Source organism: Paenirhizobium selenitireducens ATCC BAA-1503 (genome assembly GCF_900492185.1).
GTDB classification, from domain to species: Bacteria; Pseudomonadota; Alphaproteobacteria; order Rhizobiales; family Rhizobiaceae; genus Allorhizobium; species Allorhizobium selenitireducens_A.
In genome coordinates this window covers 89,495-109,720 of the sequence record NZ_UEYP01000004.1, presented here as the reverse complement: position 1 = coordinate 109,720, position 20,226 = coordinate 89,495, and the positions used below count along the sequence as shown (strand labels likewise).

General features: G+C 64.8%; 19 protein-coding genes, 1 pseudogene and 2 riboswitches. Of the genes and pseudogenes, 14 read left to right on the top strand and 6 right to left on the bottom strand.

The genetic code is table 11. The annotated features are described in order from the left end of the window. The first annotated feature begins 60 nt into the window (after positions 1-60). From sufA to RHIZ70P_RS09120, 3 genes are all read left to right on the top strand, one after another. Complete coding sequence (gene sufA, locus RHIZ70P_RS09130; RefSeq protein ID WP_115670095.1) at positions 61-453, top strand: Fe-S cluster assembly scaffold SufA; 393 nt, start codon at positions 61-63, stop codon at positions 451-453. Positions 454-611: 158 nt separating this feature from the next. Next, positions 612-1,061: an Lrp/AsnC family transcriptional regulator gene (locus RHIZ70P_RS09125; RefSeq protein ID WP_115670229.1), complete on the top strand. Its 450-nt coding sequence runs from the start codon at positions 612-614 to the stop codon at positions 1,059-1,061. 3 nt (positions 1,062-1,064) lie between these two features. Then, positions 1,065-1,691, top strand: a complete 627-nt coding sequence (locus RHIZ70P_RS09120; protein ID WP_115670094.1) for a LysE family translocator — start codon at positions 1,065-1,067, stop codon at positions 1,689-1,691. Between the two features lie 53 nt (positions 1,692-1,744). On the opposite strand, the gene RHIZ70P_RS09115 is transcribed toward RHIZ70P_RS09120, so the two are convergent. The 5 genes from RHIZ70P_RS09115 to gcvT all read right to left on the bottom strand — a co-directional run bounded on the left by RHIZ70P_RS09115 (position 1,745) and on the right by gcvT (position 7,294). Then, positions 1,745-2,071 (bottom strand): flagellar basal body rod C-terminal domain-containing protein, encoded by a 327-nt coding sequence (locus RHIZ70P_RS09115; RefSeq protein ID WP_115670093.1) that lies wholly within the window; start codon positions 2,069-2,071, stop codon positions 1,745-1,747. A gap of 231 nt (positions 2,072-2,302) precedes the next feature. Next, positions 2,303-2,629: a DUF1236 domain-containing protein gene (locus tag RHIZ70P_RS09110; protein WP_115670092.1), complete on the bottom strand. Its 327-nt coding sequence runs from the start codon at positions 2,627-2,629 to the stop codon at positions 2,303-2,305. Between the two features lie 133 nt (positions 2,630-2,762). Next, entirely contained in the window at positions 2,763-5,627 is a 2,865-nt protein-coding gene (gcvP, locus tag RHIZ70P_RS09105) for an aminomethyl-transferring glycine dehydrogenase (protein WP_115670091.1), read from the bottom strand. Next, complete coding sequence (gene gcvH / locus RHIZ70P_RS09100; RefSeq protein ID WP_115670090.1) at positions 5,624-5,986, bottom strand: glycine cleavage system protein GcvH; 363 nt, start codon at positions 5,984-5,986, stop codon at positions 5,624-5,626. Before gcvH ends, gcvP begins: the two co-directional genes overlap by 4 nt. A 168-nt stretch (positions 5,987-6,154) precedes the next feature. Then, on the bottom strand, positions 6,155-7,294 hold the full coding sequence (gene gcvT, locus RHIZ70P_RS09095; protein WP_115670089.1) for a glycine cleavage system aminomethyltransferase GcvT: 1,140 nt from the start codon (positions 7,292-7,294) through the stop codon (positions 6,155-6,157). A 150-nt stretch (positions 7,295-7,444) separates the two neighbouring features. Further along, positions 7,445-7,533, bottom strand: a riboswitch (glycine riboswitch). Positions 7,534-7,770: 237 nt separating this feature from the next. Between gcvT and RHIZ70P_RS09090 the strand changes: the two genes are divergently transcribed. Next, complete coding sequence (locus RHIZ70P_RS09090) at positions 7,771-8,142, top strand: hypothetical protein (RefSeq protein ID WP_115670088.1); 372 nt, start codon at positions 7,771-7,773, stop codon at positions 8,140-8,142. Between the two features lie 221 nt (positions 8,143-8,363). Continuing rightward, positions 8,364-8,756: pseudogene (locus RHIZ70P_RS09085) on the top strand (copper chaperone PCu(A)C); the annotation flags it as partial. A gap of 80 nt (positions 8,757-8,836) precedes the next feature. On the opposite strand, the gene RHIZ70P_RS09080 reads toward RHIZ70P_RS09085, so the two are convergent. Then, positions 8,837-9,112, bottom strand: a complete 276-nt coding sequence (locus tag RHIZ70P_RS09080) for a hypothetical protein (RefSeq protein WP_115670086.1) — start codon at positions 9,110-9,112, stop codon at positions 8,837-8,839. A 281-nt stretch (positions 9,113-9,393) separates the two neighbouring features. Here RHIZ70P_RS09080 and RHIZ70P_RS09075 point away from each other — a divergent pair, with 281 nt between their 5' ends. The 9 genes from RHIZ70P_RS09075 to cobN all read left to right on the top strand — a co-directional run bounded on the left by RHIZ70P_RS09075 (position 9,394) and on the right by cobN (position 20,214). Beyond that, positions 9,394-9,930 (top strand): flavodoxin domain-containing protein, encoded by a 537-nt coding sequence (locus RHIZ70P_RS09075; protein WP_115670085.1) that lies wholly within the window; start codon positions 9,394-9,396, stop codon positions 9,928-9,930. 73 nt (positions 9,931-10,003) lie between these two features. Next, positions 10,004-10,381 (top strand): fluoride efflux transporter CrcB, encoded by a 378-nt coding sequence (gene crcB, locus RHIZ70P_RS09070; RefSeq protein WP_115670084.1) that lies wholly within the window; start codon positions 10,004-10,006, stop codon positions 10,379-10,381. Between the two features lie 97 nt (positions 10,382-10,478). Further along, positions 10,479-11,471, top strand: a complete 993-nt coding sequence (locus tag RHIZ70P_RS09065) for an RluA family pseudouridine synthase (protein ID WP_115670083.1) — start codon at positions 10,479-10,481, stop codon at positions 11,469-11,471. Beyond that, on the top strand, positions 11,468-12,121 hold the full coding sequence (locus tag RHIZ70P_RS09060; RefSeq protein WP_115670082.1) for an HAD-IA family hydrolase: 654 nt from the start codon (positions 11,468-11,470) through the stop codon (positions 12,119-12,121). Before RHIZ70P_RS09065 ends, RHIZ70P_RS09060 begins: the two co-directional genes overlap by 4 nt. A 10-nt stretch (positions 12,122-12,131) precedes the next feature. After that, on the top strand, positions 12,132-12,923 hold the full coding sequence (locus RHIZ70P_RS09055; protein ID WP_115670081.1) for an ATP12 family chaperone protein: 792 nt from the start codon (positions 12,132-12,134) through the stop codon (positions 12,921-12,923). Positions 12,924-12,985: 62 nt separating this feature from the next. Then, on the top strand, positions 12,986-13,711 hold the full coding sequence (locus RHIZ70P_RS09050) for a hypothetical protein (RefSeq protein WP_115670080.1): 726 nt from the start codon (positions 12,986-12,988) through the stop codon (positions 13,709-13,711). A gap of 42 nt (positions 13,712-13,753) precedes the next feature. Then, positions 13,754-14,131, top strand: a riboswitch (cobalamin riboswitch). A 234-nt stretch (positions 14,132-14,365) separates the two neighbouring features. Beyond that, the gene (gene cobU / locus RHIZ70P_RS09045) at positions 14,366-14,887 is read left to right on the top strand and encodes a bifunctional adenosylcobinamide kinase/adenosylcobinamide-phosphate guanylyltransferase (RefSeq protein ID WP_115670079.1); all 522 of its coding nucleotides are present in this window, start codon (positions 14,366-14,368) and stop codon (positions 14,885-14,887) included. Between the two features lie 2 nt (positions 14,888-14,889). Further along, positions 14,890-15,963, top strand: coding sequence for a cobalamin biosynthesis protein CobW (cobW, locus tag RHIZ70P_RS09040; protein ID WP_115670078.1), 1,074 nt, complete (start codon positions 14,890-14,892; stop codon positions 15,961-15,963). Between the two features lie 177 nt (positions 15,964-16,140). Beyond that, positions 16,141-20,214 (top strand): cobaltochelatase subunit CobN, encoded by a 4,074-nt coding sequence (gene cobN, locus RHIZ70P_RS09035; RefSeq protein ID WP_115670077.1) that lies wholly within the window; start codon positions 16,141-16,143, stop codon positions 20,212-20,214. The last annotated feature ends 12 nt before the right edge of the window (positions 20,215-20,226 follow it).

Genomic DNA, 20,226 nt, shown 5'->3' with positions numbered 1-20,226 from the left:
CACTACATTTACATGACTCGAAGCGCCGGGCCTTGAACCCGGTCGTGACAGGAGAACGAGATGGGCTTTCAGGTGATGACCATGACGGATGCGGCTGCCGCCCGCGTTCGTGCGATCGTCGAAAATTCCGGTCCGGACGCCAAGGGCGTCCGCGTCGGCATCAAGAAAGGCGGCTGCGCCGGGATGGAATACACCATCGACCTGGTGCGGGAGCCGAACCCGAAGGACGACATGATCGAGCACGATGGCGCCAGCGTCTGGGTCGAGCCCTCGGCCGTGCTCTACCTGCTCGGAACTCGGATGGATTTCGAGACGACCACGTTGCGCTCGGGCTTCACCTTCACCAACCCCAACCAGACGTCGGCCTGCGGCTGTGGCGAATCAGTCGAGCTGAAGGCGGCAGACCTGGCCGAACTCGCGCGCCAGAAGCAGGAAACGGCGCTCGCCGGCTAGGCGCTCCGCAGATCGAGCATTGTCTGAAAAGGGCCCGGTTACCGACCGGGCCATTTATTTTGCGGGGATCCTCCGCAGTTACCGCAATAAACGCGGCGAAAGTGCTGCGCTCTGCAAAATATGTTGAATTGCATGAGGTGGCCGCCTATATTGCGGCAATGGATACAGTCGACAAGAAAATCACCGCTCTGCTCGCCGAAGACGCTCGCCGCTCGCTCGCCGATATAGGCGAGGCCGTGGGGTTGTCGCCGTCGGCCGTCAACGAACGCATCCGCCGTCTCAACGCCTCGGGCGCGATCAAGCGCTTTACCGTCGATGCCGATCACGCAGCGCTCGGGCTCGGCGTGACTGCCTTCGTTCTGGTGGGGCTCGACTACGATGCCGGGGAGGAGGCCTTCAAGGCCTTCGCCGCCGCGCATCCTTCCGTTGCGGAATGCCATCACGTAACGGGAGGCTGGTCCTACCTGCTCAAGGTCCGCCTGGCCGATCTCGGCGGCGTCGAGCGTTTCCTCGGCGAATTGAAGGCACAGCACTTCCTCGCCCGCAGCGAGACCATGATCGCGCTGTCGACCGCCGTCGAGCGCTGCTTCACCCCGGCGGAGGTCTGAAGGATGAGCCTTTTTCTGTTCGGCAAGGGCATCCTGCTCGGCCTCGCCATCGCCGCCCCGCTGGGGCCGATCGGCGCGCTCTGCATCTCCCGCACGCTGGAGCGCGGCTTCTGGGCGGGTGTCGCCGGTGGTCTCGGCACCGCGCTCGCCGACGGCGCCTATGCGCTGATGGCGGCTGCGGGTTTTGCCGCCTTCGCCTTGCTGCTCGACACGATCTCCGTGCCGCTGCAGATCTTCGGCGGCCTGTTCCTTCTGTGGCTGGGCTGGAAGAGCTTTCGGCCAAGGCCGCCGGCCACCGCCGCCCGGGTGGGCGCGCGAGACCTGTTGAGCACCACCGGCGCGACCTTCCTGCTGACCATCACCAACCCCGCCACAATCCTCTCCTTCGCCGCGATCTTCGCCGGGCTCGGGCTGGCCTCGCAAGGCGACGGTTGGTCGGCAGCAGCGCTGGTGGCCGGCGTCTTCGCCGGCTCCATGCTCTGGTGGGTCTTCCTCTCGGGCACGGTGGCGCTGCTGCATCACCGCCTGCCGGACAGTTTTGCCCTCTGGGTGTCGCGGATCTCCGGCGTGGTGCTGATCGGCTTCGGGCTGGTGGCGATCGGCATGGGGGCGAGGGCGCTGGCCGGCTAGGCCATGGGTCGCCCTGCTTCGCGACGTCCTTGATACGGAATAAGGCTGGCCGATCAATCGCGCTTGATGCTCAGCAGCACGTCCCACATGTCGGCGCCGGTCTCGAACGCGGAAGCATTGGCCTTGAAGCCGATCTCGCTTTCGATCAGCGATACCACTTCCTGCGCCGGATCGACATTCGATCCCGCGTCGAAGGTGGCGGCACCCGAGGGCGACACGGAGGCCCTGACGCCGCCGGCGTCTCCGCTGTAGAAATCGGTCTCCAGTCGGTCGTAGCGCGGCGTCATCGCATTGGCGATATTGTTGGCAGTCGCCGTCGCACGCGTCTGCTGGGCCTGCATGCCCGAGAGCTTAATACCCATGACGGCGGAAAGGCTCATTGTCGTGTCCTGCGCTTGTGGAGTTCAAGCCTCGAAGTATAGGCGTCGCTCGTGAGCGAAGGCTGAAGTTCTATGGTTCCTTATGGATTGACCCGGTGAGCGACGGTGATCCGTTCTGGCACAAGGCAGGATTGCTTGCCTTCACAGTACTTGGCGACTGGGCCGGCCGCACGAGGTGACGAAAAAAACCGGCGCACTGCGCCGGCTTTCATAGGCTGTCTTTGATGGCTGTTACTCAACGATCTGGATGATCTGACGGGTCTGGGGGTCGACGATCACGCGGCGTTCGTTGACCACCGTGTAGGAATAATTGTCATAGCCGTCCACCGGGTAGAGTTCGACCGGGTCGTCGATCACGCGGCCGATCAGGACATCGCCCTCGTAGGGCACGGAGCGCACTTCGCGCTGCATGACATAGGTCTGGACCGGTGCCGGAACCACGACCGTGGACTGCGTGACGACCGGGTCCTGGCGGATGATGACGGTCTCCTGCGCGTGGGCCGACGCGGACAGCGTCATCAGTGCCGCTGTACCGGCGAGGATAAGGGTCTTGCGCATGTCAGTTCTCCTGTGTTGAACAGGATGAAAACGGGCGTCGACCCATTCCGTTCCATCACAGGATTTTTCCACGTCTCTCGATAAATGAAGAGCGCCGCCAAGGGCGGCGCTCCTGTGGTGCATTTTGAGCGGCTTACTCCGCCGCCTCGGCATATTCGCTCATCGGCGGGCAGGTGCAGATGAGGTTGCGGTCGCCGTAGACATTGTCGACGCGGTTGACCGAGGACCAGTACTTGTCGACCCTGAACGCGCCGGGCGGGAAGCAGGCCTGTTCGCGCGTGTAGGGACGGTTCCACTCGCCGACCAGGTCTTCGACCGTGTGCGGCGCGTTCTTCAGCGGGTTGTCGGTCTTGTCCATGCGGCCTTCCTCGATGTCGCGGGCTTCCTCGCGGATCGCCAGCATGGCATCGCAGAATCGGTCGATCTCGGCCTTGGTTTCCGATTCCGTCGGCTCGATCATCAGCGTGCCGGCAACCGGCCAGCTCATGGTCGGCGCATGGAAGCCGCAGTCGATCAGGCGCTTGGCCACGTCGTCGACCGTGACGCCGGAGCTTTCGGCGAGCGGTCGGGTGTCGATGATGCACTCGTGCGCCACGCGGCCGGCCTCGGACTTGTAGAGCACCTCATAGGCGCCGGTCAGCCGGGCTGCGATGTAGTTGGCGTTGAGAATCGCCACCTTGGTCGCCTGGGTCAGCCCTTCCCCACCCATCATCAGGCAGTAGGACCAGCTGATCGGCAGGATCGACGGCGAGCCGTAGGGCGCCGCCGAAACCGCACCCGGACGGCCGTCGGTCGCCACATGGCCCGGCAGGAAGGGCGCCAGATGCGCCTTGACGCCGATCGGTCCCATGCCCGGACCGCCGCCGCCATGCGGGATGCAGAAGGTCTTGTGCAGGTTGAGGTGGGAAACGTCGGAGCCGATGTCGCCGGGGCGGGCAAGGCCGACCATGGCGTTCATGTTGGCGCCGTCGAGATAGACCTGGCCGCCATGGGCGTGGGTGATCTCGCAGATCTCCCGCACCGTCTCCTCGAACACGCCATGCGTCGAGGGGTAGGTGACCATGCAGCAGGACAGCGTGTCGGCATACTGCTCGGCCTTGGCGCGGAAGTCGTCGAGATCGACGTCGCCGTTGTCGCGGGCCTTGACCGGCACGACCGTCATGCCGGCCATCTGGGCCGAGGCCGGGTTGGTGCCGTGCGCCGAGGTCGGGATGAGGCAGATCGTGCGGTGCGTGTCGCCGTGCGACAGATGATAGTTGCGGATGGTCAGCAGGCCCGCATATTCCCCCTGCGCGCCCGAGTTCGGCTGCATCGAGATCGCGTCATAGCCGGTCACCGAGCAGAGCTTTTCCGACAGATCGTCGATCATTTCCTTGTAGCCGAGTGCCTGGTCGGCCGGGGCGAAGGGATGGATCTCGGAGAACTCCGGCCAGGTGATCGGCAGCATTTCCGCCGTCGCATTGAGCTTCATCGTGCAGGAGCCGAGCGGGATCATCGCCCGGTCGAGCGCGAGGTCGCGGTCGGACAGCCGGCGGATATAGCGGGTCATCTCGCTTTCGGCGCGGTTCATGTGGAAGATCGGATGCGTCAGGTAATCGCTGGTGCGCAGCAGATCCTTGGGCAGGCGATAGCCGGTCTCGAACTCGGCGACGGCGAAGTTGCCGCCGAAGGCGCGCCAGACGGCTTCGAGCGTCGCCGGACGGCTGCGTTCGTCCAGGCTGATGCCGATCCGCGTTTCGCCGATCTTGCGCAGGTTGACGCCTTCGGCAACGGCTGCCCGCAAAATCAGCCCCTGCATGTGGCCGACCTCGACGGTGATGGTGTCGAAGAAGGTTTCCGGTTCCACCGTGTAACCGAGCTTTTCCAGCCCCTTGGCGGTCAGAACGGCCTTCTGGTGCACCTGCTGGGCGATCGCCTTGATGCCCTTGGGCCCGTGGAAGACGGCATACATCGAGGCCATGACGGCGAGTAGCACCTGCGCGGTGCAGATGTTCGACGTCGCCTTTTCGCGGCGGATATGCTGTTCGCGGGTCTGCAGCGACAGGCGGTAGGCGCGGTTGCCGCGGGCATCGACCGAAACGCCGACGAGACGGCCGGGCATGGAGCGCTTGATGGCATCCTTGACCGCCATATAGGCGGCGTGCGGGCCGCCATATCCGACCGGAACGCCGAAGCGCTGGGTCGAGCCGATGGCGATGTCGGCGCCCATTTCGCCGGGAGACTTGAGCAGCGTCAGCGCCAGGATGTCGGCGGCGACCGCGGCGATCGCGCCGGTCTGGTGCAAACGGGCGATCAGGCCGGAGAAGTCATGGATCTGGCCATGCGTGCCGGGATACTGGAAGATCGCCCCGAATACGTCGACCGGATCGAGATCGGTGAACGGATTGCCGACGATGATCTGCCAGCCGAGCGGCTCGGCGCGGGTCTGGATGACGGCGATGGTCTGCGGATGGCAGCCCTCGTCGACGAAGAAAGCCTTGGCCTTCGATTTCGACACGCGTTCGGCCAGCGCCATGGCCTCGGCTGCGGCAGTCGCCTCGTCGAGCAGCGAGGCGTTGGCCACGTCGAGCCCGGTCAGGTCGCAGACCATGGTCTGGTAGTTGAGCAGCGCTTCCAGGCGGCCCTGGGAGATTTCCGGCTGGTAGGGCGTATAGGCCGTGTACCAGGCAGGGTTTTCCAGGATGTTGCGCTGGATGACCGGCGGCGTGATCGTGCCGTAATAGCCCTGGCCGATCAGCGAGACGAGCGCCTTGTTCTTGTTGGCGGTCTCGCGCAGTTTGTCGAGCGCCTCGCGCTCGGTCATGGCGGTTTCCCAGGTGAGGGGAACCTTCTGGCGGATCGATGAGGGTACGGTGGCATCGATCAGCGCGTCGAGGGTCTTGTAGCCGACGACCTTCAGCATTTCGTCCATTTCGGCCGGCGAGGGGCCGATATGGCGCCGATTGGCGAAATCATAGGGCTGGTAGTCGGTGAACTGGAATTCTGTGGGCGTGCTCATGCGATCAACTCTTTGTAGGCGGCTTCGTCGAGGAGGCCGTCCATGTCGGCGACGCTCTTCAGCTTGAGCTTGAAGAACCAGCCGGCCCCTTGAGGGTCGGAGTTGACGAGCGACGGATCGTCGACGATCGCCTGGTTGATCTCGGTGATCTCGCCGTCGAGCGGACAATAGACTTCCGAGGCCGCCTTGACGGATTCGACGGTGGCGGCATCCGCGCCCTTGTCGAAGGTTGCGCCGACTTCCGGCAGTTCGACGAAGACCAGGTCGCCCAGCTGTTCGGCGGCGTGGGTGGTGATGCCGACGGTGGCAACGTCGCCCTCAAGCTTCAGCCATTCGTGTTCGGCGGTGAATTTCAGCATGTGATGTTCCTCTCTTGGTGTGGTGCGAGCGATTTGCCCCTCACCCTGACCCTCTCCCCGCAGGCGGGGAGAGGGGATCGGGCAGGCGTTTGCGGCATGCGTCCTTCTCCCCGTCAGGACGGGGAGAAGGTGGCGGCAGCCGGATGAGGGGCAATCTCGGTCATGGGGTCAGCGTTTGTAGGTCGGGGTAACGAAGGGCATCGCCGCGACGGTCACTGGCAGGTATTTGCCGCGCACTTCCGCATAGATCTGCGTGCCGGGCTCGGCATGGCTGGCGGCGACATAGCCCATGGCGACGGGGCCTTCGACACTCGGGCCGAAACCGCCGGACGTCACTTCGCCCAGTTCCGTCTTGCCCTCGGCATCCGCATAGAGCTTGGCATGGCCGCGCACCGGCGCCTTGCCTTCGGGCTTCAGGCCGACGCGGCGCCGGTTGGTGCCGTTTTCCAGTTCGGACAGGATGCGATCGGCGCCGGGAAAGCCGCCGGCGCGGGCGCCGCCGCTGCGGCGAACCTTCTGTATCGCCCATTCAAGGCCGGCCTCGATCGGCGAGGTCGTGGTGTCGATGTCGTTGCCGTAGAGACAAAGCCCGGCTTCCAGCCGCAGCGAATCACGGGCGCCAAGGCCGATCGGCTCGCAGTCCGGATGATCGAGCAGGATGCGCGCCAACTCCTCGGCCTTGTCGGCCGGGACGGAGATTTCGAATCCGTCTTCTCCGGAATAGCCGGAGCGGGAGACGATGGCCGGAATGTCGTGCAGCGCGACCTCGCGCACGTCCATGAACTTCATCGCGTAGAGCCCCGCCCAGAGCTCGGTCAGCACCTTCTCGGCCTTCGGCCCCTGGAGCGCCAGAAGTGCCCGGTCCTCCAGATAGGTGATGTCGACCCGGTCGGCGATATGCTTCCTCATATGGGCGATGTCGGCCTGCTTGCAGCCGGCGTTGACGACGACCAACAAATGGTCGCCGCGATTGGCAAACATCAGGTCGTCGAGAATGCAGCCGTTCTCGTCGGTGAAGAAGCCATAGCGCTGCCGGCCTTCCTTCAGGCCGAGAATGTCGACCGGCACCAGCGTTTCGAGCGCAAGCGCCGCATCCTCGTAATTGCCGGACTTGGCGCGGATCTCCACCTGGCCCATGTGCGAAACGTCGAACAGGCCGCACTTGGCCCGGGTGTGGAGGTGTTCCTTCAAGACGCCGGCGGGGTATTGCACAGGCATGTCATAGCCGGCAAACGGCACCATGCGCGCACCGAGTTCGATATGTAGGTCGTGAAGCGGGGTCTTCAGGAGTTCGGCGGACTGGTCCAAGGGGCGTCTCCGTCTTTGGCGCAGGCGCGCCGGCTCAAGGTCGTGGCACGATTGTGCCGGTGTCATGAGCCCCCTCTGTCCGTTTGCCTGAGATTGTTATCCCTTCGGCGCACCCTTCCGTTGGGGAAGGTTTCTCTCCAGAGTTCAAGTCGACGCCCTGCGGTCCTTTTGCCTGAGAGTTTCCGGGGCGGTTGCTCCTTCGGCACCGGAGTGAACCGGTTTCTCCCTGCAGGGATGCGGCAATTATCGGGCAGGACGGTCGCTTGGCAAGAGGCAAAGGTCGCCCGAGAACAAATAATTGTCGCTGCCGCTTCATGTATGCGTTCGCGCAAGCGGCGCGTCCGGCCGGTCGCCACTGTTTGCGAAGGATCAAAGACGTGGTGGCGCCAATCCGCGACAAGGGGGCGCCCGTAAACACGAGGGCTTTGATTTCCGGCCGAAAGCCGCTAAGGAATCGCCTCGTTCGGAGGAATGCAATGTCGAAGGTACAGTTGATGAGGGGCGGTGTGCTGCGCATTCTTTGCGCATTCGCTCTTCTGTCGCTTTCCTTCGCCCACAAGCCGCCGCAGGTCATGGCCGCCGCCTATGCGACGATGTCGCTGCAGTTGCCGGATGGCACCTATGCCGACATGTGCGTCGGCGATGCGGCGACCAAGCATCCGATGGTGCGCCAGTTCTGCGAAGCATGTCTGCTGGCCTCCTCGGCATTGTTGCCGCTACCGGATGAGGGAGCCTGGCTCCTGACCAGCTTCACTTCGCTGGAGAATCAGCTGGGGGAGTCGCGAAACCCTCCTGAACGCCGTACCAGTCTGCGCCAGCGAGCGCGTGCTCCTCCTGCCATTGCCTGATTTTGCACCTTCGCCTTCAAGTGAAATCAAGCAAGTCGCGGAAGATCGTGGCCGTGGAAGTCCACGCACGAAACCGCTGGAGAACGAAAATGAACGTATTCAGAACTCTCACCCTCGTCGCCCTCTTTGCGTCCGCTGCCGTCGCGCAGATGGAGGGCCATCAGATGCAAGGCCACGGCCCGATGGATGGCACGGGCATGGTTGGCGCCAATCCCGGAACGATGCAGGTCGTCAAGGTCGGCGACATCGAACTCATGGCGGGCTACACCCGAGCCATGCTGCCGAACCAGCCCGTCGGCGGCGGTTTCATCACCATCAAGAACACCGGTTCGGCCGATGACGTGCTGATCGCCGCCGAATCTCCGGCTTCCGGCCGCGTTGAACTGCATGAAATGGCCGTGGTGAACGATGTCATGACCATGCGGCAGCTGAAGGGCGGAATTCCGGTCCCGGCCGGTGAGACGGTCGAGCTCAAGCCGGGTGGCCTGCACTTGATGTTCATGGACGTGAAGGAGCCTTTTGTCGAAGGTGGCCAGGTCTCCGTGAAGCTGACCTTCGAAAAGGCCGGGACAGTCGACGTCGTTCTGCCAATCGGGCCGGTCAAGGGCATGTAATGCAGGCAGGAATACCGAAAGGGCCGCGGCGGTTTTCCGCCGTGGCCCCTTTCGTGTGGTAGCTTGTCTCCGATACGGCCTCAGGCGGCCGAGTTTTTGTAGGCCTCGAGCGTGTCCTTGAGACTGGCCTGGGCAAGGTTCTTCTGGCTCGCGGTCAGGAAGTAGAGCGCTAGCGCCGGCGGCTGCACGATATTGACGAGCGCCCTGAGCTGGAAGTCCTCGCTGGTGGCGGCCTTCTCGGCGAGCAGGCGGGTGCTCTCCTCGACAAAGGCGTTGCGCGAGGTCCGTTGCGGCGGTTTGGAATTCTCCATCGCATAGGCGGCTGTCGTGGCCGAGACTGTGACGACCTGGGTCATTGGCTTCACCAATCCATTATTTGATCGAGCGATGCTACACCATGCGTGTCTCCGCTTCTTTAAATCGAAAGGTCTAGTTTTACTAAAATATTATGAGGCGATGCGATATTGTTCAGTGTTGAATTATTACGTGCAGCAGGCCCCCGGAACCCGCCGATGCGCTTGCAATTGCGGTGCGATCTGTCATTTTCCAGCTGAATTTGCGCTCGTCGCAATTGTTCTGAGAGACAACATTCAGACCCCCGGCGCCAGCCTGCGACGGATGGGGGGAGGGAGCAAGCATGATCATTCTCGTCGGCTATGTAAGCATCGAGGGACAGTCGAAGAAGATTGCCGAAACGATTGCCGCCCAGATCGAAAAAGGCGGCGATCGCGCCGTCCTGTTCAACGTGGTCACCGGTGCCGAATATGGCGTCGACCATCCTGAGGCGGTCATTCTTTGCGCGCCCATCCACGCCGGACGCTACCCGGCACCGTTCGTCGACTTTGTCGAGCGGGAGCGCGACTGGCTGAAATCCGTGCCGAGCGCTTTTGTGTCGGTTTCGCTCTTCATTCGCAGCGAGTTTGCCGAAGAGCGGGAGGAAGCCATGCATTTCCCCGACGCGCTGATGGCGCAGACCGGCTGGACGCCGGGCATGGTCCACCATGCGGCCGGTGCCCTTCGCTACACGGAATACGACTTCTTCAAGCGCTGGATGGCCAAACGCCTGGCCGAGCGCGAAGGCGCCCCGACCGACGTCAAGCAGATTCACGAGTTCACCGACTGGCCGGCGCTCGAAGGCTTCACCAAGCAGTTTCTGGCCGCTGCGAAAGCCTGATCGTTTCCCCGCCGGCTTCGGCCGGCGGCTCTTTCTTGTCCGTCGAATAGGCGGACCGGGCAAGTGAGGACGCATGAATCACATCCTGCTGGTTGCCTTTGGCGGGGCGCTTGGTTCCGTTTGCCGCTATCTGGTCGGCGTCGGTGCGCTCCGGCTGATGGGGCCGTCCTTCCCCTGGGGAACGCTCACCGTCAATGTCGCCGGTTCGTTTGCCATTGGCGTGCTGGCCGAACTGATCGTCGCCCGTTTCGGCGCCTCCGCCGAATTGCGGCTTCTGCTGATCACCGGTTTTCTCGGCGGCTTCACCACCTTCTCCGCCTTCGCGCTTGATGCCGTCACCTTGTTCGAGCGGGGCGCTTCGCTCGCGGCCACCACCTACCTCTTCCTCAGCATCGGTGCTTCCATTGCCGCCGCGATCGCCGGCATTGGCCTGATGCGTTCACTGCTCTGACCGGTTTTCCTGTTTCCATCTTCGGTCGAAATGCTCTAAAGCCCTGCTTAAGACGAGATCTGCGGGCTTTTCCGCAGCAGTGACCGAAAGATTGGCTATGGCAGGCATCGAACATATCACCGTGGAAGCCGACGAGGCAGGCATGCGTCTGGATCGTTGGTTCAAGGTGCATTTCCCCGGCCTCGGCTTCGGCCAGTTGCAGAAGCTGCTGCGCTCCGGCCAGGTGCGCGTCGATGGCGGCCGGGTGAAGACCGATGCCCGCGTGCAGCCGGGGCAGGTGGTGCGCGTCCCGCCTTTGGACGTGGACCTCAAGATCAAGGCGGGGCCGATCGGCGCGCATGATCTGAAACATTCCGAGGATGGCGAGCTTCTGTCGCGCATGCTGCTGCACGAGGACGAGAAGGTTTTCGTGCTCAACAAGCCGGCCGGGCTTGCGGTGCAGGGCGGTTCGGGCCTTACCCGTCATATCGACAAGATGCTCGAAGCCTGGACCAGCAAGAAGGGCGAGAAGCCGCGCCTTGTGCACCGGCTCGACCGCGACACCTCCGGCGTGCTGGTGGTCGCCCGCACGCGTGGCGCAGCCCAGAAGCTGACCGCCGCCTTCCGCGAGCGTGATACCCACAAGACCTACTGGGCGCTGGTCAAGGGTGTGCCACGCAAGCACGAGGACAAGATCTCCACTTGGCTGGTCAAGGACCAGACCGACGAAGGCGACCGGATGCGCGTCGCGCGGCACGGCGAGGACGGTGCCGATCACGCCGTTTCCTACTACCGCGTCATCGATACCGCCGCCCAGAACCTCGCCTGGCTGGAAATGGAGCCCTATACCGGCCGTACCCACCAGTTGCGCGTCCATGCTTTGCATATCGGCCATCCGATCATCGGCGATCCGAAATATTTCATCGACGACCATAACTGGGATTTCCCCGGCGGTGTGCAGAAGCGGCTGCATCTGCATGCGCGCCGCATCGACATTCCGCATCCGAGCGGCGGACGGCTGAAGGTCACCGCGCCGCTTTCTCCGCATATGGTGCAGACTTGGAACCTGCTGGGCTTCGACCAGGCGGACGGCGACGGCGAGGCAGAATGAAGCTCGTCCTGTTCGATTGTGATGGCACCCTGGTCGACAGTGTCGCCCTGATCCACGAGGTCATGGTTCGCACCTTCCGCCAGTTCGGCAAGGCCGAGCCGACGGTCGCCGCCACCAAGGCGATCATCGGGCTCACCCTCGACATCGCGATCGCCCGCATCGACGGCAAGCCGCATGCCGACGCGGAAGCCGTGGCGATGATGGCCTACTACAAGGAGATCTTTCTCGGCGTCCGCGGCGAGCTCGGTTTTGAGGAGCCGCTCTTCCCTGGCATTGCAGATCTGATCGCCGCCCTTTCGGCGCGCGAGGACGTGCTGATCGGCGCGGTCACCGGCAAGTCGCGCCGCGGTCTCGATATGGTGCTTGAAACCCACGGCTTCACCTCCCATTTCTTCGTTTCCCGCACGGCCGACGACTGCCCGTCCAAGCCGCACCCGGCCATGGTCACCGAATGCTGCGACCAGGCAGGATTCGTGCCGGCCGATACCGTCGTCATCGGCGATGCGGTCTACGACATGCAGATGGCGAAGGCTGCAGGCGCGACCGCGATAGGCGTGTCCTGGGGCTATGCGAGCGTCGAGCAATTGTGGGCGGCCGGCGCCGATGCGGTGGTCGACCGCCCGGCCGACATCCTGACTTACATTCACTGAGGTTATACCGATGCGCGACGAGTTGAGCGTTTTCGTCCCCGAGCAGAGCGATGCCGATCCGGTGCGCCGGGCGCAGATCCAGATGAAGAAGCCGCAGGCCAAGCGCTTCTATACGGAAGTGACGGTCGAACCGGAGGGCGATGCCTTTGCCGTCAAGCTCGACGGACGTGCCGTGAAGACGCCGGGCAAGAAGCCTCTGGCGCTTCCGACCCGGGCTGCCGCCGAACTGGTGGCCGACGAATGGCGCGCTCAGGTGGAGATCATCAATCCCGAGAACATGCCCGCGACACGACTTGCCAACACCGCGATTGATGCGGTGGCCGACCAGGCCGAGGCGGTGTTCGAGGACATCGTGCGCTATAGCGGCAGCGACCTCCTGTGCTACCGCGCCGACGGCCCGCAGGAACTGGTCGAGCGTCAGCAAGAGCGCTGGGATCCTGTGCTGGCCTGGCTGGCCGGAACCCATTCCGCCCGTTTCATCCTGGTCGAGGGCGTCATCCACCAGGAGCAGCCGGCCGAGGCCGTCGCCGCTTTCGCAACAGCACTTCAGACGGAGCGGTCGCCGCTCGCCTTGTCCTGCCTGCATGTGGTCACGACGATCACCGGTTCGGCCATGCTGACCCTTGCGCTGCGCGACCGCCATCTCACGCTCGAAGAGGTCTGGGCGCTCGCCCACCTGGACGAGGACTGGACGGACGAGCACTGGGGCGTGGATCCGGAAGCGGAGGCACGGCGCGCCAAGCGTTTTTCCGAAATCGCCGCCGCCGCGGCCATGCTCGAGGCGCTGCGCGTCACGGATTAACGGTCCGCTAACCATAAAAGTGAGACCCTCTGGCGGATAGAATCATCCGTCCGGGGTTTTCCATGTTTGCGCGCTTCTTCAAGCTTGGCTTCGCGCTTTTGTTGTTCGGCGCATTGGCCTCCTGCACCCTCACCAACGGCCGGCCCATCACGCGGCCGCTCAGCTATCATGTGCGCGACGTCACCGTGATCGCCGATGCGACTGTCCCGACCCGGATCATGGCTGGCGTCGATCGGCGGGTGTCCGCCGCTATCGCCGCGACACGGCCGCCGGCCGGTGCCGAGCGGGTGGTGGTTCTCGTGCGGATCGAAAGCTTGGGCTTTGGGTTCAACGCCCGCCGGAAGCTCCAGACGGCACGCTTCTCCGTCACCGCCGTCTCGGTCGAGACGGGCGAACCGGTCGCGACGGGAAGCTTTCTGGTCAACAACCCGACCAACGATCCGATGATGGCCGAGGAGAGCCTGGCCGAAGAGATCGCCAGCCGCGTACGCTTCGCCTTCTCGCTTGCCTCGCCTTCGCTGCGCAAGTTGGTCCGGCCGCCGCGCACGCAATCGACCCGTCTGAAGACGGCCTTGGCCCCTGAAGCGCCAGCGGTCGTTGCACCGTCCGCCGCGATCCTGACCGAACCCGTCCCGGCGGCGCCTCCGGCACCCGCGGCAATCCACGCCGGGGCGATCGAAACGAATATCGAAGAGGGTGCCAGCGGCGTGGTAAAGCTCGGCGGCGCCGCGCCTATCGTCCCTTGCGACCCGGCCAAGGACGCGAACTGCGCCGCGCCCAATCCCTGAGCGGTTCCGCGCCCTCGATTGACTTGGATAGCGCTTCCACCTATTCCAGACGATACGGATGGTTTCCGGGCCGGCGATTTTCGGCCCGGGAAGCAAAAGGGAATGCGACGGCGGGGATCCAGACCGGGACCGCCAATCGCAGCCGACCCCGCGACTGTAGAGCGGCGAGGGTCTTCCGTCCGGCATAGGTCTCCACGAAGGATGGCGGTTCGCGTGGCGCGGACGATCCAAGCTGAGGCCTGAGCCGGAAAAGCCACTGGAGGGCTGCGCGATCAGCCGGGGCCGGACGCCTCTATCATCTACGAATCGTCCTCCCTTTCGCGCCGCATCCACCTCCGGGAAGGCAAGGAAGATCCGCCGGTGCATCTTTGGCACCACGACCCGCGAGCCAGGAGACCTGCCACCCGTGCCGGGCATCAAGCCCACACCTGCAAAGGGGAGGCTCCCCTTGTTGCCAGCACGGAGGTTGTCGTGGCGACACTAACGAAGATCGGGATCCCCGGATCCCGTGAATGCGCACATCTTGCGGTCCCGTCCCGCGAAAGCTGCTGCGCTTCGGACGATCGACGAGCGCCTGCGTTCCGCGGCGCGCGCTTTCGCCGGCAGGAGCGCGTCTCCCGTATTCCGCCCATTCTTGCCGGCGGGCGCTGAGCCATGGCTGGCCCATCTTCTTCCATTCTCGTTCTCGGCGGTGCCCGTTCCGGCAAGTCGCGCTTTGCCGAAGGTCTTGCCATCGATTGCGCGGCTGACCGCCATTATGTCGCGACCGGTCGCGCCTTCGACGCCGAAATGCGCGACAGGATAGCCAGGCACCGGAGCGATCGCGGCGACGGCTGGACGACCCACGAGGAGCCGGTCGATCTGGTCGGCCAGCTGCGGCAGATCGACGATCCGTCGCGTGTCGTGCTGGTCGACTGCCTGACGCTGTGGGTCACCAATCTGATGCTGGAAAACCAGAATGTGATGGCTCGCTCGGCCGAACTGGCGGCATTTCTCCCGCAGATGAAGGCGAGGGTGATCCTGGTCTCCAACGAGGTCGGGCTCGGCATCGTGCCGGAAAACCGCATGGCGCGCGAATTCCGCGACCATGCCGGCCGGCTCCATCAACAAATCGCGGCGAGTGCCGCGGAAGTCTATTTTATCGCGGCCGGCTTGCCGCTGAAAATGAAGGGTTGACCATGCTGCAACAAAAGATCCCCGCGACCGTCATCACCGGCTTCCTCGGCGCCGGCAAGACCACCATCATCCGCAACATGCTGATGAATGCCGGCGGCAAGAAAATCGCGCTGATCATCAACGAGTTTGGCGATCTCGGCGTCGACGGTGACGTGCTGAAGGGCTGCGGCGCCGACAACTGCACCGAGGACGACATCATCGAACTGACCAATGGCTGCATCTGCTGCACCGTCGCCGACGATTTCATCCCGACCATGCAGCGCCTGCTGGAACGCGACGTGAAGCCTGACCATATCGTCATCGAGACCTCCGGCCTGGCGCTGCCCCAGCCGCTGGTCGCCGCCTTCAACTGGCCGGACATTCGCACCCGCGTCACTGTCGACGGTGTCATCACCGTGGTCGATAGCGCCGCCGTCGCCGCCGGCCGCTTTGCCGACGACCATGACAAGGTGGACGCCGCCCGCGCGGCTGACGAAGGCCTCGACCACGACAGTCCGCTCGAAGAGTTGTTCGAGGACCAGCTGACCTGCGCCGATCTCATCATTCTCAACAAGACCGACCTGCTCGACGCCGAGGGCATCGCGCGGGTGCGGGCCGAGGTCGTCGAGCGCATCCATCGCAAGCCGGCGCTGATCGAGGCGAGAAACGGCGACGTGCCGGCACTGGTGCTGCTCGGCATCGGAGCGGGCACCGAGGACGACATCGACAATCGCAAGTCGCACCACGAACTGGAGCACGAGGCGCTGCACGAAAGCGGCGAGGCGCACGACCATCATCACGACCACGACGAATTCGAGAGCTTCGTGATGAAGCTCGGCGCGATTGCCGATCCGTCCGGCTTCGTCGATCGGCTGAAGAGTGTCATCGAAGCCCATGACGTGCTGCGTCTGAAGGGTTTCATCGACGTGCCCGGAAAGCCGATGCGCCTCGTCATCCAGGCCGTCGGTTCGCGCATCGACACCTATTTCGACCGTCCCTGGGCCCCTGGGGAAAAGCGCGGAACCAGGTTGGTCGTCATCGGCCTGCACGACTGGGATTTCGGCGCGGTTGTCGAAGCCGTCGAGAAGGCGGCGTGAGGTTTGGTTGAACCCATGAGCGCGCGGTTCACCTCCCTCCGGCCTGCCGAGAGGTCTGCTCCTCACCCTGACCCTCTCCCCGCTGGCGGGGAGAGGGGACGGAGGCGTCTCGGCATGCGTCCTTCTTCCCGTTCACGGGGAGAAGGTGCCGGTAGGCGGATGAGGGGCAGCTGAACCATGCACCTCCTCCTAGCCCAGAAAGGCTCGATCGCCGACGGAGACGAGGCCGTCGATCTTGGCCAGACGCCGGGCGACATCCTCTTTCTCTCGGCGGCCGATACAGAGCTGGCCGCGATTGCCGCGGCCGTGGCCGCCCGTGCCGAGGGCCCGAGCTTCCGGCTTGCCAGCCTGATGAGCCTCAAACACCCGATGTCGGTCGACACCTATGTCGAGCGCACCGCGCGGCATGCCAGGCTGATCATCGTCCGGGCGCTCGGCGGCGCCAGCTATTTCCACTACGTGCTCGAAGCGCTGCACGCCGCGGCCCGCCGCACAGGCGCGGCCATTGCCGTGCTGCCCGGCGACGACAAGCGGGACGAAGGGCTGGCCGAATTCTCGACGCTTCCGTCGCAGGATCTGTCCGCACTCTGGGCCTATCTGATCGAGGGCGGCGACGCCAATGCCCGGGCCTTCGTCGACTTTGCGGGCGCCCTGATCGGACACGGCGAAAAGCCGGCACCCGCCGCGCCCCTCCTGAAAGCCGGCATCTGGTGGCCGGGCAGGGGTGCAATCGGGGTAGTCGAATGGAGGCAGGCGTCGAGGATTGCCCCTCATCCGCCTGCCGGCACCTTCTCCCCGTCGAACGGGGAGAAGGGATCTGCGGCGGCGGCGTCGTCCCCTTCTCCCCGCCTGCGGGGAGAAGGTGCCCGAAGGGCGGATGAGGGGCAGTCTGGCGCCGAGCACTCCCTTGAGGGGGAGATGGGCGGCAGGCGAGAGCGGGGTGAGCGCACGCCCGCGCCCGTCGCCGCCATATGCTTCTATCGCGCCCTCGTGCAAAGCGGTGAGACCAGACCGGTCGAGGCGCTGATCGACGCCTTGAAGACGCAGGGACTGGCCGCGCTGCCGGTCTTCGTCTCCAGCCTGAAGGATGCCGTTTCGGTCGAGACTCTGCGCTCCATCTTCGCCGAGGCGCCGCCGGCCGTCGTCATCAATGCCACCGGGTTTGCGGTCTCCGCACCGGGCGCCGAGCGGGTCTCGACCGTGCTGGACGAGGGCGGTGCAGTCGTGCTGCAGGCGCTGTTTTCCTCGTCCACGCGCGAAGCCTGGGAGGCCTCGTCGCAGGGGCTCACCGCCCGCGATCTCGCCATGAGCGTGGCGCTGCCCGAGGTTGACGGTCGGGTCATGACGCGTGCGGTCTCCTTCAAGGCCGCCGCGCGTTTCGATGCCCGTGTCGAGACCAATATCGTCTCCCACGAACCCGATGGCGGCCGCGCCGCCTTCGTCGCAAGACTGGCCGCCAACTGGGCGCGGCTCAGGTCGACGCCGGCTTCGGAGCGGCGGGTGGCGCTCATCATGGCCAACTATCCGAACCGCGACGGCCGCCTCGGAAACGGCGTCGGCCTCGATACGCCGGCCGGCACCGTCGAGGTGCTGCACGCCATGGCCGCCGAGGGCTACACGCTCGATGCCCTGCTGGCCGATGGCGACGCGCTGATGGCGCATCTGATGGCCGGCCCGACCAATGCGGCGGCCGACGGGCGCGAGATTCGCGAAACGCTATCAGCTAGTGATTACATTTGCTTCTTCGAAAGTCTTCCGGCAAAGGTTCAGGATGACGTGACCGCGCGCTGGGGGGGGGCGGAGACGGATCCCTTCTTCCTCGACGGTCGGTTTGCCCTGCCGCTGACGCGGCTGGGCAATGTCGTGGTCGGCATCCAGCCGGCGCGCGGCTACAATATCGACCCGAAGGAGACCTACCATTCGCCGGATCTCGTGCCGCCGCACGGCTATCTCGCCTTCTATGCCTATCTGCGCCGGCAATTCGACACCCATGCGGTGATCCACATGGGCAAGCACGGCAATCTCGAATGGCTGCCGGGCAAGGCGCTGGCGCTGTCGGAAACCTGCTACCCGGAAGCCGTCTTCGGTCCGCTGCCGCATCTCTATCCCTTCATCGTCAACGATCCGGGCGAGGGCACCCAGGCCAAGCGCCGCACCTCGGCCGTCATCATCGACCACCTGACCCCACCGCTGACGCGGGCCGAGAGTTACGGGCCGCTGAAGGACCTGGAGGCGCTGGTCGATGAATATTACGAGGCCGCGGGCGGCGATCCGCGCCGGCTGAAACTGCTGAAGAAGCAGATCCTCGACCTTGTCGCCGACATCGGCCTCGACCAGGACGCCGGCATCGCCCGCGACGAGGCGGAGGAGACCGCGCTCGAAAAACTCGACGCCTATCTCTGCGACCTCAAGGAAATGCAGATCCGCGACGGCCTGCACGTTTTTGGCCTTGCCCCGCAAGGCCGGCTGCTGACCGATCTGACGGTCGCGCTGGCGCGTGTTCCGCGCGGTCTCGGCGAGGGTGGCGATCAGAGCCTGCAGCGGGCGATCGCGGGGGATGCCCTTGCGAAACACAACCCCTCCCCAACCCCTCCCCACAAGGGGGAGGGGCTTCCAACTGAGCCTGGGGCTGCCGTTGAACGCCAAAGCGAGCCAAGAGTATTCTCCCCCCTTGTGGGGGAGATGGCCGGCAGGCCAGAGGGGGAGTTTTCGTTCAAGGTCGGCATATTCGACCCCCTCGACTGCGTCATGTCCGAACCCTGGACCGGTCCGAAACCCGCTATCCTCGCCAATCTGACCGACGCCCCCTGGCGCACCAGGGGCGACACCGTCGAGCGCATCGAACTGCTGGCCGCCAAGCTGGTCGCGGGCGAGATCGAATGCCCCCCGGACTGGCCCGCCACGCGCGCCGTGCTCGAGGAGATCGAAACCCGCCTCAAGCCCTCGATCATCCGCTCCGGTCCAGCCGAGATCGCGGGCCTGCTGACTGGACTTTCCGGCCGCTTCGTGCCCCCCGGTCCCTCCGGCGCCCCGACGCGGGGCCGCCCCGATGTGTTGCCAACCGGTCGCAATTTCTATTCCGTCGACAGCCGCGCCGTGCCGACGCCGGCGGCTTATGAACTCGGCAAGAAATCCGCCGAGCTTCTGATCGCCCGCTATGTGCAGGACCACGGCGAGTGGCCGACCTCGTTCGGGCTCACCGCCTGGGGCACGTCCAACATGCGCACCGGCGGCGACGACATCGCTCAGGCGCTGGCGCTGATCGGCGTGAAGCCGCTGTGGGACACGGCCTCGCGCCGCGTGACCGGCTATGAGATCGTCCCGCAGGCGATCCTCGGCCGCCCGCGCGTCGACGTGACGCTGCGCATTTCCGGCTTTTTCCGCGACGCCTTTCCGGAACAGATCGCGCTCTACGACAAGGCTGTGCGGGCCGTGGCAGGCCTCGACGAGGACGAGGCCGACAACCCGATCGCCGCCCGGGTGCGGGCCGAGACGGCGCGGCTGGTGGCCGATGGACTGGACGAGAAGGCGGCCGCCCGCCGCGCCGGCTACCGCGTCTTCGGCTCCAAGCCCGGTGCCTATGGGGCAGGCCTGCAGGCGCTGATCGACGAGAAGGGCTGGGAGCGCCGCGGCGACCTCGCCGAAGCCTATCTCGTCTGGGGCGGCTATGCCTACGGTGCCGGTGAAGACGGCAAGGCCGAGCGCGGCCTGTTCGAGGAACGGCTGCGGACCGTGCAGGCGGTCGTGCAGAACCAGGACAATCGCGAGCACGATCTGCTCGACAGCGACGACTACTACCAGTTCGAGGGCGGCATGACGGCGGCGATCGAGCATGTCGCCGGCGCCCGCCCGACCGTCTACCACAATGACCATTCGCGGCCGGAAAAGCCGGTGATCCGCACGCTCGAGGAAGAGATCGGCCGCGTCGTGCGTGCCCGCGTCGTCAACCCGAAGTGGATCGACGGCGTGATGCGCCACGGCTACAAGGGCGCTTTCGAGATCGCCGCGACCGTCGACTATATGTTCGCCTTTTCCGCCACCACCGGCGCCGTGCGCGACCACCATTTCGAGGCCGTCTACCAGGCCTTCGTGCTGGACGAGCGCGTGCGCGATTTCATGGCGGAGAAGAACCCGGCGGCGCTTAAGGAAATGTCTGAACGGCTGATCGAGGCGATCGACCGCGGGTTGTGGACGCCGCGCAGTAATTCGGCGATGTTCGACCTTTCGCGGCTCGCGCAAGGTCGTGCCTGAAACGACAATTGG

What these genes read in the sequence shown, in the direction of transcription:
- sufA (WP_115670095.1), top strand. Translation starts at nt 61, where the DNA reads ATGGGCTTTCAGGTGATGACCATGACGGATGCGGCTGCCGCCCGCGTT.
- gcvP (WP_115670091.1), bottom strand. Translation starts at nt 5,627, where the DNA reads ATGAGCACGCCCACAGAATTCCAGTTCACCGACTACCAGCCCTATGAT.
- RHIZ70P_RS09125 (WP_115670229.1), top strand. Translation starts at nt 612, where the DNA reads ATGGATACAGTCGACAAGAAAATCACCGCTCTGCTCGCCGAAGACGCT.
- cobU (WP_115670079.1), top strand. Translation starts at nt 14,366, where the DNA reads ATGGCTGGCCCATCTTCTTCCATTCTCGTTCTCGGCGGTGCCCGTTCC.
- RHIZ70P_RS09065 (WP_115670083.1), top strand. Translation starts at nt 10,479, where the DNA reads ATGGCAGGCATCGAACATATCACCGTGGAAGCCGACGAGGCAGGCATG.
- RHIZ70P_RS09080 (WP_115670086.1), bottom strand. Translation starts at nt 9,112, where the DNA reads ATGACCCAGGTCGTCACAGTCTCGGCCACGACAGCCGCCTATGCGATG.
- cobN (WP_115670077.1), top strand. Translation starts at nt 16,141, where the DNA reads ATGCACCTCCTCCTAGCCCAGAAAGGCTCGATCGCCGACGGAGACGAG.
- RHIZ70P_RS09110 (WP_115670092.1), bottom strand. Translation starts at nt 2,629, where the DNA reads ATGCGCAAGACCCTTATCCTCGCCGGTACAGCGGCACTGATGACGCTG.
- gcvH (WP_115670090.1), bottom strand. Translation starts at nt 5,986, where the DNA reads ATGCTGAAATTCACCGCCGAACACGAATGGCTGAAGCTTGAGGGCGAC.
- crcB (WP_115670084.1), top strand. Translation starts at nt 10,004, where the DNA reads ATGAATCACATCCTGCTGGTTGCCTTTGGCGGGGCGCTTGGTTCCGTT.
- RHIZ70P_RS09090 (WP_115670088.1), top strand. Translation starts at nt 7,771, where the DNA reads ATGTCGAAGGTACAGTTGATGAGGGGCGGTGTGCTGCGCATTCTTTGC.
- RHIZ70P_RS09050 (WP_115670080.1), top strand. Translation starts at nt 12,986, where the DNA reads ATGTTTGCGCGCTTCTTCAAGCTTGGCTTCGCGCTTTTGTTGTTCGGC.
- RHIZ70P_RS09060 (WP_115670082.1), top strand. Translation starts at nt 11,468, where the DNA reads ATGAAGCTCGTCCTGTTCGATTGTGATGGCACCCTGGTCGACAGTGTC.
- RHIZ70P_RS09115 (WP_115670093.1), bottom strand. Translation starts at nt 2,071, where the DNA reads ATGAGCCTTTCCGCCGTCATGGGTATTAAGCTCTCGGGCATGCAGGCC.
- RHIZ70P_RS09120 (WP_115670094.1), top strand. Translation starts at nt 1,065, where the DNA reads ATGAGCCTTTTTCTGTTCGGCAAGGGCATCCTGCTCGGCCTCGCCATC.
- cobW (WP_115670078.1), top strand. Translation starts at nt 14,890, where the DNA reads ATGCTGCAACAAAAGATCCCCGCGACCGTCATCACCGGCTTCCTCGGC.
- RHIZ70P_RS09055 (WP_115670081.1), top strand. Translation starts at nt 12,132, where the DNA reads ATGCGCGACGAGTTGAGCGTTTTCGTCCCCGAGCAGAGCGATGCCGAT.
- RHIZ70P_RS09075 (WP_115670085.1), top strand. Translation starts at nt 9,394, where the DNA reads ATGATCATTCTCGTCGGCTATGTAAGCATCGAGGGACAGTCGAAGAAG.